Raw genomic sequence first — 13163 nt, 5'->3', positions numbered from 1 at the left:
CGGTGGAACAGGGTCCAGCTTGTGGGCAGCAAGGATGAGGACCAGTACCATGACGAAGCTCGATGCCGCCGGCACCTTCCGCCTGGGCGACCGCGATGTCCGCCGCCTGGGCTACGGCGCGATGCAGCTGGCCGGGCCCGGCGTGTTCGGGCCGCCGCGCGACCCCGAGGCGGCCCGCGCCGTGCTGCGCGCCGCCGTCGCGGCCGGGGTGAACCATATCGACACCAGCGACTTCTACGGCCCCCACGTGACCAACCAGCTGATCGCCGAGGCGCTGCATCCCTATGCCCGCGACCTGGTGATCGTCACCAAGATCAGCGCGCGGCGCGGCGCCGACGGGTCCTGGCTGCCGGCGCTGTCGCCCGAGGAGCTGACCCGGGCGGTGCACGACAATCTGCGCAACCTGAAGCTGGACGTGCTGGAGGTGGTGAACTTCCGCAGCATGCTGGACGTGCATGGGCCGGCCGAGGGGTCGCTGGAGGCGCCGCTGGCGGTGCTGGCCGGGCTGCAGCAGCAGGGGCTGATCCGGCATCTGGGCCTGAGCAACGTCACCGCCCGTCAGGTCGCCGAGGCGCAGGCGATGTTCCCGGTGGCCTGCGTGCAGAACCAGTACAACCTGGCGCATCGCGGCGACGACGCGCTGATCGACAGCCTGGCGGCGCAGGGCATCCCCTACGTGCCCTTCTTCCCGCTGGGCGGCTTCAGCCCGCTGCAATCCTCGGCGCTGGACCGTGTGGCGCAGCAGCTGGGCGCCACGCCGATGCAGGTGGCGCTGGCCTGGCTGCTGCGGCGCTCGCCCAATATCCTGGCCATTCCGGGGACCTCCTCGGTCGCGCATCTGGCCGAGAACCTTGCCGCGGCCGAGCTGGTGATCCCGGCCGAGGCGCTGGCGGTGCTGGACGGCATCGCGGCCCCTGGACGCCCACAGCCTTAAAAAGACAGAAAAAAGAAGGGGTCCAGGGGAATTCATTCCCCTGGCCTTGCTTACGCTGCCTGCGCCTTCTTCTTCCGCTCCGCTGTCGGAATGGCCTCGGTGCCGATGATGCCCGCCCTGGCCAGCGCCGGCAGGTCGGCGCCCAGCGCGCCCAGGATGCGCGCATTGTCCTCGCCCAGCGTCGGCGCCGGCCGCCGCACCGGATAGGGCGGCCCGCCCGCCTCGCGGAAGGGCGCCGAGGGCTGGTCGTGCGGCCCGGTGAAGGCGCGGTCGATGCGCTGGAAGAAGCCGCGCGCGGCCAGATGCGGGTCGCGCGGCAGGGCGCTGGGCCAGACCACCGTGCCGGCGGCGATGCCGGCGGCCTGCAGGCGGGCCATGGCCTCGGCGGCGGGCAGGGTTCGGGTCCAGGCGGCCAGCGCCTGCTCGATCCCCGCCTCGTCCGCGCGGCGGCCTTCCAGCGTCGCGCGCCCGGCCGTGGCCAGCCCCGCCAGCGCGGCGAGCCGCGCCCAGGCGGCATCGTCCTCCACCGCCACCACCAGCCATTCGCCATCCGATCCCGGGAAGGCGCCATGCGGCACCATCGACGGGTGCCGGTTGCCCCGGCGCGGCCCGGGCGAACCGCTGGCCGATTGCGCGACGATCCAGGGCGCGACCAGGGGAAACATGCATTCCACCTGGGCCAGGTCGATCTGCTGGCCCTGGCCCGTGGCCGCGCGGTGCAGCAGCGCGGCCAGCAGGGCGGCGGCCGCGTTCAGCCCGCCGATCGGGTCGCCATAGGCCAGCTGGCTGGTGGTCGGCGGCCAATGCGCCTCGCCGGCGACGCTGGGCAGGCCGGAGGCGTGCTCCAGCGTCGAGCCATAGGCGCGGGCGTCGCGCCAGGGGCCCTGCAGTCCGAAGGCGGGCATCGAGAGCATGACGAGCGACGGGTTCTCCGCCGCGAGCACCGGATAGTCGAGGCCGAGCTTGGGCAGGACCTCGCGGGCGTAGTTCTCGACCACTGCATCGGCGCTGCGCACCAGCGCCTTCAGCAGCGCCGCGCCTTCCGGCGTGGTCAGGTCCAGCGTGATTCCCGCCTTGTTGCGGTTCTGCACGCAGAAGCGGATGTCCTTCTCGTAGCGGCGCTCGGCGAAGAAGGCCGGGCGCGGATCGACGCCGCGCCACCAGTCCGGATACTGGCAGGCCTCGACCTTGATGATTTCGGCGCCGAGATCGGCCAGCTGCCGCGTGCAGACCGGGCCGGCCCAGCCCATGGCGAGGTCGATGATGCGGGTGCCGGCCAGCGGCAGGCTGCCGAGCGCGGCGCGGCGGCCGGCGGGGCGCGGGGGCGGGACGGCCATGCCGTCATCGGCGCCGGGTGCCGGCGAACGGCCATGGGTGCGCGGCGGGGTGCGGGTCAGCCGCTGCGGCAGGGTCGGCCCCTCGAAGCGGGCGAGCCCCGCCTCGACGGTGGCGAAGGCGTCGCGCGCGCGATGCGTCCCGGTCGCCAGCAGCCTCGCCATGTCGGGGACGACGGCGAAGGGCAGGCGGCGCCGGATCGCCTCGGCGAACCACTCCTCCGCCGTGCGCTCGGCCAGGCGGGGCAGGAACAGCGCCTCCAGCTCCTCGGCGTGGCGCAGCCGGTCGGGGCCGACGACGAAGCGCGGATCGTGCCCCAGGCTCTCCAGCCCGATCATGGCGCAGAAGGCGCGGAACTGCGCCGGGGTCACGATGGTGACGCCGAGCCAGCCTTCCTTGCAGCGATAGACGCCGAGCGGGCTGGTCGGCGCGAAGCGGTTGACGCCCAGCCGCTGCTCGATCTCCGGATTGGTGACGCTCTGGGTCAGCTGGTATTCGGCCACCGCGATATTGGCCTCGTGCAGGCTGATCTCCAGCCGGCGGCCCTGGCCGGCCAGCAGCGCGGCGGCGATGCCGTTGAAGCTGGCGATGGCGGCGGTGACCTCGCCGGCGATGCCGCCGAGCAGCGCCGGCGGCCCCTCGGCCGGGCCGGTGCAGGCGAAGACCCCGGCCAGCGCGCGCAGCACGCTGTCGGGGCCGCGGAAATCGCGATAGGGGCCGGAATCGCCGAAGGGCGAGAGCGCGGCGGCGACCAGATGCGGCAGGTCATCGCCGAGCGGCGCCGCCTCGCGCTGCGCCCGCGGCCGGGCGTCGAGCAGCAGGTCGCAGGCGGGCAGCCAGTGCCGGGCCAGGTCGAGGCCGGCTTCCGTGGCGAGTTCGGCGGTCAGGCTGCGGCGGTTGGTGGTCAGCCAGGCGAACAGCGCCGAGGTTTTTCCCGACCCCGTCTCGACCAGCGGCGCCTGTTGGCGCAGCGGATCGCCGCCGGGCGGCTCGAGCTTCACCACCTCGGCGCCGAAGTCGGCAAAAAGCTTGCCGAGATAGGCGAGGGCGACCCCCTCGCCGAGTTCGAGCACGCGGAAGCGGGCGAGCGGCCGGACGGGCTCGGGCATGCGCATTCCTCCCCGGGCGACGCTGCCATCGGGAGGGCGCGCGGCCTGTTCCTGTAATCTGTGACAACTAAATTCAGCTCACTCCGCGCCGTCAAGGGCAGGGGGCAGGGCGCCGAGGTTGATCTCCGGCAGGCGGCGCAGCAGCACCTCGGCATAGACGCTGATGTCGCGCTGCACGGCGAGGCGGGCCAGCGCCCCGTCGCGCCGGCGCAGGCCGCGGATGACGTCGTTGTGCGGATGCAGGTCGGGATGGTGCAGGAAGCGCACCCGGCTCAGCCCGGCCTGCAGCGGGCCGCATTGCAGCCAGAGCCCCTCGATGATGCGGCTCAGCACCGGCATGGCGGCGATGGCGCAGAGGCCCATGTGGAAGGCTTCGTTGGCCTCCAGCATCACCGTGGAATCGCCGGCCAGCCGCGCCGCCGTCATGCGCGCATGGATCGCCGCCAGATGGTCGGCATCGGCCTCCGTCGCGCGCTCGGCGGCGCGCTCGGCGGCCTTGCCCTCCAGCTCGGCGCGCAGCTCGGCGATCTCGCGGAAGCGGGCGTCGGAGAGCACCGGCACGCGCACCGAGCGGTGGTCGAACTGCTCCAGCGCGCCTTCGCTGACCAGCCGCGCCAGGGCGTCGCGCACCGGGGTGGCGGAGGTGCCGAGCTCGGCCGCCAGGTCGCGCAGCTTCAGCTTGTCGCCGGGGCGGAAGCGGCTGCGCATCAGGTCGCGGCGCAGCCGCTGATAGACTTTGCCGCCGATGCTTTCGGGGCCGATGGCGTCGGTCATGCGCGTTCCGTGGCGGACTCGCCGGGGCTGGTTGACAGGCCCGGCCGGGCGTTGTGATCTGTGACAACAAAATAGACGAAAAATCGGGGGACGACCATGGCCGAGGTGACCATCGCGGCGGAGATCACCGCCTCCGTCTGGCAGATCCAGGCCCGGCCGGGCGATGCCCTGGCCGAGGGCGACACGGTGATGCTGCTGGAATCGATGAAGATGGAAATCCCGGTCACCGCCCCGCGCGCCGGGCGGCTGGCCGCCGTGCTGGTGGCCGAGGGCGATGCGGTGGCGGAAGGCCAGGCCGTCGCGACGCTCGAGGCGTGACATGCAGTTCGGCCCCGTCCTGATCGCCAATCGCGGCGAGATCGCCTGCCGGATCGCGCGCAGCTGCCGGCGGCTGGGCATCGAGAGCATCGCCGTCTTCTCCGAGGCCGATGCCGGGGCCGCGCATGTTGCCGCCTGCGACCGCGCCGAGCCGATCGGGCCGGCCCCGCCGCGGCATTCCTACCTGTCCATCGAGGCGATCCTGGCGGCGGCCGGACGCAGCGGCGCGCGCGCCATCCACCCGGGCTACGGCTTCCTCAGCGAGAATGCCGGTTTCGCCGAAGCCTGCGCCGCCGCCGGCCTGCTGTTCATCGGGCCCTCGCCGCAGGCCATCCGGGCGATGGGCGGCAAGGCCGCGGCCAAGGCGGTGGCACGGCAGGCGGGCGTTGCCGCCGTGCCGGGCTATGAGGGCGAGGACCAGTCCGCCGACAGCCTGCTGGCCCACGCCAAGAAAATCGGCTTTCCGGTGCTGCTGAAGGCGGTGGCGGGGGGCGGCGGGCGTGGCATGCGGGCGGCGGCCTCGGCGGAAGACTTCCCCGCCGCCCTGGCCGCGGCGCAGCGCGAGGCGGCCGGCTTCGGCGACCCCCGGCTGCTGGTGGAAAAGCTGGTGCCGCGCGCCCGGCATATCGAGGTGCAGATCCTGGCCGACCGCCACGGGACTGTCCTGCATCTCGGCGAGCGCGACTGCTCGCTGCAGCGCCGCCACCAGAAGCTGGTCGAGGAAAGCCCGGCCCCCGGCGTCGACGCGGCGCTGCGCGCGGAACTGGGACGGCGCGCCGTCGCCCTGGCGCGGGCGGTGGATTATGTCGGCGCCGGCACGGTGGAATTCGTCGCCGATGCCGAAGCGCCGCTGGACCCGGCGCGGATCTGGTTCATCGAGATGAACACCCGCCTGCAGGTCGAGCATCCGGTCACCGAGATGGTGACCGGCATCGACCTGGTCGAATGGCAGCTGCGCATCGCCGCCGGCGAGGCGCTGCCCTTCGCGCAGCAGGAGATCAGCCTGGAGGGCCATGCGGTGGAGGCGCGGCTCTGCGCCGAGGACCCCGCCCGCAACTTCTTTCCCTCGCCCGGCCTGCTGGAACTGCTGCGCCTGCCGCCCGAGGCGCCGGGCCTGCGCATCGACAGCGGCGTGCGCCAGGGCGACCGGCTGACGCCCTTCTACGACCCGATGCTGGCCAAGATCATCGCGCATGGCAGCAGCCGCGCCGAGGCGCTGCGGCGGCTGGCGGCGGCGCTCGACCGCTGCGAGGCGCGCGGCGTCACGCTGAATGCCTCCTTCCTGGCCGCCGCGCTGCGCAGCCCGGCCGTGCAGGATGCCGCGCACGACACGCATTTCCTGGAAACCGCCCGGGCCAGCCTGCTGTCGCCCGGCGCCGCCGCCTGAGGAGCCTTCCCCCATGCCCGACTCTCTCCCGGCGAGCAGCAACACCTGGCAGCCGGAGCTCGACGAGCTGCGGGCGCGCGAGGCCATGGCCCAGGCGATGGGCGGCCCGGACAAGGTCAAGCGCCAGCATGATGGCGGCAGGCTCACCGTGCGCGAGCGGATCGACCGCCTGGCCGATGCCGGCAGCTTCCACGAGATCGGCGCCATCGCCGGCCGCGCTGACTACCGCGCCGATGGCAGCCTGGAGAAGCTGACGCCGTCGAACTGCGTCTTCGGCTGGGCGAAGCTGGACGGCCGGCCGGTGGTGCTGGTCGGCGACGACTTCACCGTGCGCGGCGGCTCGGCGGATGCCACCATCCGCGAGAAGCCGCTGATGGCCGAGCGCATGGCCAACGAGTTCCGCCTGCCGATCATCCGCATCATCGAGGGTTCGGGCGGCGGCGGCTCGGTCAAGACCATCGAGACCACGGGGCGCGCCAACCTGCCGGGCGGGGTGGGGGGCACCGGGCTGTTCAACTACACCACGCTGAACCTCTCGGCGGTGCCGGTGGTGGGGCTGGGGCTGGGCTCGGTCGCCGGGCTGGGCGCGGCGCGGCTGGCGGCGAGCCATTATTCGGTGATGACCAAGTCGGCGGCGATGTTCGTCGCCGGCCCGCCGGTGGTGAAGCGGCTGGGCCAGGACCTGACGAAAGCTGAGCTCGGCGGCTGGGAGATCCAGACCAAGAGCGGCGCCGTCGACCATGCCGTCGACAGCGAGGAGGAGGCCTTCGCCGCCGCCCGGCGTTTCCTGTCCTACCTGCCCAGCTCGGTGCAGGAGCTGCCGCCCGACGCCCCCTGCGACGACGATCCCGAGCGGGCCGAGGAAAAGCTGTTCTCCATCATCCCGCGCGACCGCCGCCGGGTTTATCAGATGCGGCAGATCATCGAGGCCGTCGTCGACCACGGCAGTTTCTTCGAGCAGGGAAAGATGTTCGGGCGGTCGCTGATCACCGGCTTCGCGCGCCTTGGCGGCAAGGCGGTCGCGCTGATGGCCAGCGATCCGTATTTCTATGGCGGCTCCTGGACGGCGCATACCTGCCAGAAGGTGGTCCGCTTCCTCGACATGGCGGAGACGTTTCGTCTCCCCGTCGTCTATCTGGTCGACTGCCCCGGCTTCATGATCGGGCTCGACGCCGAGAGGGCGGCGACCATCCGCCACGGCGTGCGCGCCATGGCGGCGATGAACCAGACCACCGTGCCCTGGTGCAGCATCATCATCCGCAACGCCTTCGGTGTCGCCGGCGCCGCGCACACGCCGGCCGGGCGGCTGGCGCTGCGCTATGCCTGGCTCTCGGCGCGCTGGGGCTCGCTGCCGCTGGAAGGCGGCATCGAGGCCGCCTATCGCGCCGAGATCGACGCCGCCCCCGATCCGGGCGTGAAGCTCGCCGAGATCGAGGACCGGCTGAACCAGCTGCGCTCCCCCTTCCGCACGGCGGAAAGCTTCTGGGTGGAGGAGATCATCGACCCGCGCGCGACCCGCCGGCTGCTCTGCGACTTCGCGCAGCTGGCGGCGCCGCTGCGCGCCGCACCGCCGGGGCGCTTCGCCATGCGGCCCTGACCGCGCGCCGCAACAAGCCCGGGGAAACAGCCGGGCAGGGAGGACAAACACCATGCGCAAGACCACCGCCTTGCTCTGCGCCGGCCTGGCCTGGACGCCGCCGGGAAGCCCGCCCGCTGCCGCCCAGGGCCTGCCCGAGCGCAGCACGCTGCACATCATCGGCGGCTTCGCCCCCGGCGGCACCTCCGACCTGACGGCGCGGCTGATCGCCGAGGGCGTGGCCCCGATCCTCGGCCGCCGCGTGGTGGTGGAGAACCGCACCGGCGCCAATGGCTTCATCGCCGCCGAGGCGGTGGTGCGCGGCGCGAATGATGGCACCGTGCTGTTCCAGTGCCCGATGGGCACCATGACCATCAGCCCCGAGCTGCCCGGCATGGTGATGCCGATCGATGTCGGCCGCGACCTGATCCCGGTCGCCAATGTCGCGCTGTCCAGCTACGGCGCCGTGGTGCAGGCCAAGGGGCCCTATGCCGACCTGCCGGCGGTGCTGCAGGCGGCGCGTGGCAAGCCCAACGCCGTCAGCTTCGCCAGCGCCGGCAGCGGCACCGCGCAGCACCTGATGGGCGAGCGGCTGCAGGGGCTGACCGGGCTGAAGCTGCTGCACGTGCCCTATCGCGGCGCGGCGCCGGCGGCGCTCGACATCATGGCCGGGCGGGCGGATTTCATGATCACCAACATGGGCGACGTGGTGCGGCAGATCCAGGGCGGCGAGCTGCGGCTGGTGGCGCTGGGCGACGCCTCGATGCGCGATGCCTTCCCCGACACACCGCTGCTCTCCGACACGGTGCCGGGGCTGCAGGTGGTGGGCTGGTTCGGCCTCTGCGGCCCGCGCGGCATGCCGGCCGCCGCGGTGACGCAATGGTCCGAGGCGGTGGAGAAGGCGCTGCAGGACGAGGCGCTGCGCAAGCGGCTGCGCGACAACGGGCTGACGCCGCTGCATGAAGGCCCCGATGCCTTCGCCACCCGCATCGCGTCCGACCGCCGCCTCTGGGGCGAGGTGATCCGCGCTGCCGGCGTGCGCGTCGACTGACGGCGGGCAGGGGGGGCGTGGATTGACAGCGCGCTGAAGGCAAAAATAGGCTTCGGCCTCTCTGCAGCAAGGAAGCCGCCATGCCCGTCCCCGCCCCGATCGCCGCGCTGAAGGACGAGATCACCGAATGGCGGCGCGACTTCCACGCCCATCCGGAGATCGGCTTCGAGGAGGTGCGCACCAGCGGCATTGTCGCCGAGAAGCTGGAATCCTGGGGCATCGAGGTGCATCGCGGCATCGGCCGCACCGGCGTGGTCGGCGTGCTGCGCGGCAGCCGCCCTGGCAACCGCAGCATCGGCCTGCGCGCCGACATGGACGCGCTGCCGATGCCGGAGCTGAACGACATCCCGCATCGCAGCCAGAATGCCGGCAAGATGCATGCCTGCGGCCATGACGGGCATACGGCGATGCTGCTCGGCACCGCCAAGCACCTGGCCGCCACCCGCGACTTCGCCGGCACCGTCCACTTCATCTTCCAGCCCGCCGAGGAAGGCCTGACCGGTGCGCTCGCCATGGTCGAGGACGGGCTGTTCCAGCGTTTCCCCTGCGACGCCGTCTATGGCATCCACAACCTGCCGACCCTGCCGCTCGGCACGGTGGCCGTGCGTCCCGGCACCGTGCTTGCCGCCGTCGACTATTTTGCCATCCGCCTGAAGGGCCGGAGCAGCCATGGCGCCGAGCCGCATCGCGGGCTGGACCCGCTGCCGGCAGCGACGCAGCTCTATGCCGCGCTGCAGTCGCTGGTCAGCCGCCGCGTCGACCCGCATGGCACGGCGGTGATCAGCGTCGGCCAGTTCCATGCCGGCACCTCGGACATCGTCATCCCCGAGATGGTGGAAATGCGCGGCACCATCCGCACCCTGCTGCCCGAGGTGCGCGCCGAGATGGACCGGCTGTTCCACCAGGCCGTGGCCGGCACCGCCGCCGCGCATGGGGTGGAGGTGGAGCTGGACTACCGCCGCTCCTACCCGCCCACCATCAACACGCCGGAGCAGGCGGCACTCGCCGCCGCCGCCGCCGCCAGCGTGGTCGGCGAGGCCGCCATCAAGGGCGACTTCCCGTCGCTGACCGCCGGCGAGGATTTCTCCTACATGCTGCAGAACGCGCCGGGCGCCTTCCTGCTGATCGGCCAGGCGGGGGAGAGCGAGACCAGCCGCACCGCGGTCCATAACGGCCGCTACGACTTCAACGATGACCTGTCGCCGATCGGCGTGGCCTGCTTCGCGGCGATCGTCAAGGCGGAGCTGGCCTAGCCGCCACCCCAGCGGCGATCCCGCCGGCGGCTCACGCCGCCGGCTGCGGCGCGCGGGCGACGCCTTGCCGTTCCAGATGGCGGGCGATGCGCAGGCAGAGATCCTCGCGCCAGGGCGCGGCGATGACCTGCACGCCGATCGGCAGGCTGCCGCCGGCCATGTCCGGCCCCTGTCCCCCCACCGGCACCGCCACCACCGGCAGGCCGATGAAGGAGATCGGCTGGGTGAACATCCCCAGATTGGCCCGCACCGGCAGGCTTTTGCCGCCGATGGAGAAAAGCTTCTGACCGATCAGCGGGGCGGTGGTCGGTGTCGCCGGCGCGATGATGGCATCCACCTTGTCGAACAGCTGCAGCACCTGCTGCCGGTACCAGCGGCGGAATTTCTGCGCCCTGATCACCAGGGGGGCCGGCGTCATGCAGCCGGCGATCAGCCGGTCGCGCGTGTCGGGGTCGAACTCCGCCGCCCGCTGCCGCAGCCGGTCGAGATGCAGCGCGCCGCCCTCGGCGGTGGTGATCAGATAGGCGGCGGCGCGGGCGCGGGCGGCCTCGGGGATCTCGATCTCGGCGGTGACGCCCAGCGCATGGGCCACCGCCTCGGTCGCCAGCGCCGCCTCGGGCGACAGGCCCTGGCGGAAATAGCCGCCGGCGCGGGCGATGCGCAGCCCCTCGATGCCGCTCTCCAGCCCGGGCAGGCTGGGCTCCACCGGGCGGCCGGCACAGGCGGGATCGGCCGGGTCCGGCCCCTGCAGGGCGTCATAGGACAGCGCCAGGTCGCCCACCGTGCGGGCGAGCGGGCCCAGATGGTCGAAGCTGTCGACGAAGGGAAAGCTGCCGGCGCGCGACAGCCGGCCATAGGTCGGCTTCAGCCCGAAGATGCCGCAGAGCGAGGCCGGCACGCGGATCGAGCCATTGGTGTCCGAGCCCAGCGCGATCGGCACCAGCCCGCCCGCCACCGCCGCCCCCGACCCGCCGGAGGAGCCGCCGGTCATCCGCGCCAGGTCGTGCGGGTTGCGCGACGGCCCGTCATGCGCGTTCTCGCCGGTGAAGTCATAGGCGTATTCGCCCATGTTCAGCGCGCCGACCAGGATGGCGCCCTGCGCCTCCAGCCGGGCGACCAGCGTCGCGTCGCGGTCGGCCGGGGCGCGGCCGCGGTTGATCGCGCTGCCCGCCAGCGTCGGCAGCCCGGCGATGTCGAACAGGTTCTTCACCGCGAAGGGCACGCCGGCCAGGGGGCCGAGCGCCTCGCCCCGGTCCCGCGCCGCGTCGAGCGCCGTGGCGGCGGCCAGGGCGCGGGCGGAGACCAGCGCGGTGAAGGCGCCGAGCGCCGGGTCGCGCGCCGTGATGCGCGCCAGCGCCGCCTGCAGCACGGCGACCGCGCTCACCTCGCCCGAGCGGACCGCGGCGGCGATCGAGGCCGCATCCTGCCAGGGGCTCATGCCGAGAAGACCGGCGCCGGCTCGGCCTCGTCCGGCAGGGCGAAGGCCTCCACCAGCGCGCCGAAGCGCAGCGTCACCCGCAGATTGGCGCGGATCGCCTCGCGCCATTCGGGCTGCAGCGGCAGGCCCAGCAGCGCGGCCTGGGCGTCGATCAGGCGGTCGAGCTCGTCGTCGGTCATCGCAGGTCCCGGAAACGGAGGAGAGGCGGAGGGGCAGGAAGGCGGAGAGGCAGGAAGGCGGCGGGGGGGGGGACAGGACGTCCCCCCGGTGGGGGCGGCTCAGCGCTTCAGGCGGATGTCGAGGCCCTTGTACAGCGCCACGCCATAGATGCCGTGGGCGCGGACCCCCTCGACCCGCGGTGCCGCGACGACCCAGAGCGGCTGGCGCAGCAGCGGCACCCAGACATTGGCCGTGGCGATGCGGCGCTGCAGCCAGCCGATGATCTCGGCGCGCCGCGCCGGATCGGTCGCCTGGCGGGCGGCCGTCAGCGCCTCGTCGGTCGCCAGGTCGTTCCAGTTCATCCGGTTCGGCGTCGGCCGGTTGGTGCTGGGGAAGTAGAGCGACAGCGCGTCGGTCGCCGACATGTAGGGATAGGCCATGATGAAGCTGTCGAATTCCTGCGTCGCCAGCTTGCCCCAGCCGACCGTCGCATCCCACATCTGCACCCGGAGCTCGATGCCGACGCGCCGCAGATCGGCCTGGATCGCCTGCAGGATGGTGTTGTTGGTGCCGCCCTGCAGCGCATAGATCAGCAGGCTGGCGCGCTGCCCGTCCTTGGCGCGGATGCCGTCGGCGCCGGCCGCCCAGCCGGCCTCGTCCAGCAGCTTGCGCGCCGCCGCCGGGTCGAAGCGCGGCACCAGCTTTGCCGCCTCGGCGTCATAATCCTGGCTGGCCGGGTTGATGTAGCTGTCGGCCGGCTGCCCGGCGCCGAAGAAGGCGACCCTGGCGATGGCCTGCTTGTCGATCGCCAGGTTGATGGCGCGGCGGATGACGTCGTCATTCGCCACCGGGCGGTCGATCTTGAACCCCATGAAGATGTCGTAGAAATGGACCGGCTGCTGCTGCACCGTCAGGCCGGGCACCTTGCGCAGGCCCTCGAGCGCGAAATAGGGGATCCACTGCGTCACGTCGCCCTGGCCGGACTGCACCGCCGCCAGCCGGGTGTTGGATTCCGGGATGACGCGCAGCAGGATGCGCTCCACCTGCGGCGACGGGTTCTGGTAGATCGGCGGGCCCCAGTTGTAGCGCGGGTGGCGCGTCAGCACCATTTCCTGCCGTGGCGTCCAGGACTGCCAGCAATAGGGGCCGGTGCCGTTGAAGCCCTGCACGCCAAAATTGTCGCCCAGCTTCTCGACCGTCGCCTGGTCGACGATGCTGGCGAAGTAGTTGGTCAGCTGCAGCAGCAGCTCGCTGAACGGCTCCTTCAGCCGGTAGACGACGGTGACGTCGTCGGGCGCGGTGATGTCCTCGACCGGGCCGGCGCGCCAGCGCACCGGGCTGCGCGTCGCCGGGTCGATCCAGCGCTTGATGCTGTAGACCACGTCGCGCGCGGTGAAGGGCTTGCCGTCGCAGAAGCTGACGCCCTGCCGCAGCTTGAAGGTATAGGTGCGGCCATCCTCGCTGACCGTCCAGCTTTCGGCGAGGCCGGGCCGCACCGTCTTCTGGTCCCAGTCCAGCGTCACCAGCGTGTCGGCCAGCAGGAACAGCGCCTCGCCCGCGGCGGTCGCCGAGGTGCGCGCCGGATCGTAGCGGTCGGCATCGATCTCGCGCAGCACCACCAGCGTGTCGCGCGGCGCCGCCTGCGCCAGCGCTGGTCCTGCCGGCAGCACGCCGCCCAGCAGCGCCGCCGCCCCGGCCAGCCAGCCAACCGCCCGCCGGCGCATCCCGCGTCGGCCCGCATCCATAGCCCTCATGCCCCAGCCCCCTGTTCCTGCGGCGGGCCAGCTGGCGGCGCTTCGAGCCGGCCAGCGGCCTTCCGCGAAACGGCA

The 13163-nt window shown here is 72.7% G+C and carries 11 protein-coding genes; 6 read left to right on the top strand and 5 right to left on the bottom strand.

Annotated features, from left to right (window positions below; translation table 11 throughout):
* Positions 1 to 49: 49 nt before the first annotated feature.
* Positions 50 to 934: an aldo/keto reductase family oxidoreductase gene (locus WFI16_RS10160; RefSeq protein ID WP_419897714.1), complete on the top strand. Its 885-nt coding sequence runs from the start codon at positions 50 to 52 to the stop codon at positions 932 to 934.
* Positions 935 to 984: 50 nt separating this feature from the next.
* Here WFI16_RS10160 and WFI16_RS10155 read toward each other — a convergent pair whose 3' ends face one another.
* Both WFI16_RS10155 and WFI16_RS10150 read right to left on the bottom strand, forming a co-directional pair.
* A complete protein-coding gene (locus tag WFI16_RS10155) occupies positions 985 to 3378 on the bottom strand; it encodes a CaiB/BaiF CoA transferase family protein (RefSeq protein ID WP_419897713.1) in 2394 nt (797 codons plus the stop codon).
* 78 nt (positions 3379 to 3456) lie between these two features.
* Positions 3457 to 4152, bottom strand: coding sequence for a GntR family transcriptional regulator (locus WFI16_RS10150; RefSeq protein ID WP_419897712.1), 696 nt, complete (start codon positions 4150 to 4152; stop codon positions 3457 to 3459).
* Positions 4153 to 4248: 96 nt separating this feature from the next.
* On the opposite strand from WFI16_RS10150, the gene WFI16_RS10145 reads away from it, so the two are divergent.
* The 5 genes from WFI16_RS10145 (at position 4249) to WFI16_RS10125 (ending at position 9737) form a co-directional block, all read left to right on the top strand.
* A complete protein-coding gene (locus WFI16_RS10145) occupies positions 4249 to 4470 on the top strand; it encodes a biotin/lipoyl-binding carrier protein (protein WP_419897711.1) in 222 nt (73 codons plus the stop codon).
* Between the two features lies 1 nt (position 4471).
* Positions 4472 to 5857 (top strand): ATP-binding protein, encoded by a 1386-nt coding sequence (locus WFI16_RS10140; RefSeq protein WP_419897710.1) that lies wholly within the window; start codon positions 4472 to 4474, stop codon positions 5855 to 5857.
* A gap of 13 nt (positions 5858 to 5870) precedes the next feature.
* On the top strand, positions 5871 to 7454 hold the full coding sequence (locus tag WFI16_RS10135) for an acyl-CoA carboxylase subunit beta (RefSeq protein ID WP_419897709.1): 1584 nt from the start codon (positions 5871 to 5873) through the stop codon (positions 7452 to 7454).
* A gap of 52 nt (positions 7455 to 7506) precedes the next feature.
* Positions 7507 to 8484, top strand: a complete 978-nt coding sequence (locus tag WFI16_RS10130; RefSeq protein ID WP_419897708.1) for a Bug family tripartite tricarboxylate transporter substrate binding protein — start codon at positions 7507 to 7509, stop codon at positions 8482 to 8484.
* Positions 8485 to 8564: 80 nt separating this feature from the next.
* Positions 8565 to 9737: a M20 aminoacylase family protein gene (locus tag WFI16_RS10125; RefSeq protein ID WP_419897707.1), complete on the top strand. Its 1173-nt coding sequence runs from the start codon at positions 8565 to 8567 to the stop codon at positions 9735 to 9737.
* Positions 9738 to 9768: 31 nt separating this feature from the next.
* On the opposite strand, the gene WFI16_RS10120 is transcribed toward WFI16_RS10125, so the two are convergent.
* From WFI16_RS10120 to WFI16_RS10110, 3 genes are all read right to left on the bottom strand, one after another.
* Positions 9769 to 11175: an AtzE family amidohydrolase gene (locus tag WFI16_RS10120; RefSeq protein WP_419897706.1), complete on the bottom strand. Its 1407-nt coding sequence runs from the start codon at positions 11173 to 11175 to the stop codon at positions 9769 to 9771.
* Positions 11172 to 11354 carry a DUF4089 domain-containing protein gene (locus tag WFI16_RS10115; protein WP_419897705.1) on the bottom strand — a complete coding sequence of 61 codons (183 nt, stop codon included), beginning with the start codon at positions 11352 to 11354 and terminating at the stop codon, positions 11172 to 11174. Before WFI16_RS10115 ends, WFI16_RS10120 begins: the two co-directional genes overlap by 4 nt.
* Before the next feature lie 99 nt (positions 11355 to 11453).
* Complete coding sequence (locus WFI16_RS10110; protein WP_419897704.1) at positions 11454 to 13058, bottom strand: ABC transporter substrate-binding protein; 1605 nt, start codon at positions 13056 to 13058, stop codon at positions 11454 to 11456.
* Positions 13059 to 13163: the final 105 nt, after the last annotated feature.

The organism is Roseomonas sp. USHLN139, from assembly GCF_037145735.1.
In the GTDB taxonomy this organism is placed as follows: domain Bacteria; phylum Pseudomonadota; class Alphaproteobacteria; order Acetobacterales; family Acetobacteraceae; genus Pseudoroseomonas.
This window is presented reverse-complemented; position numbering and strand designations above follow the sequence as displayed.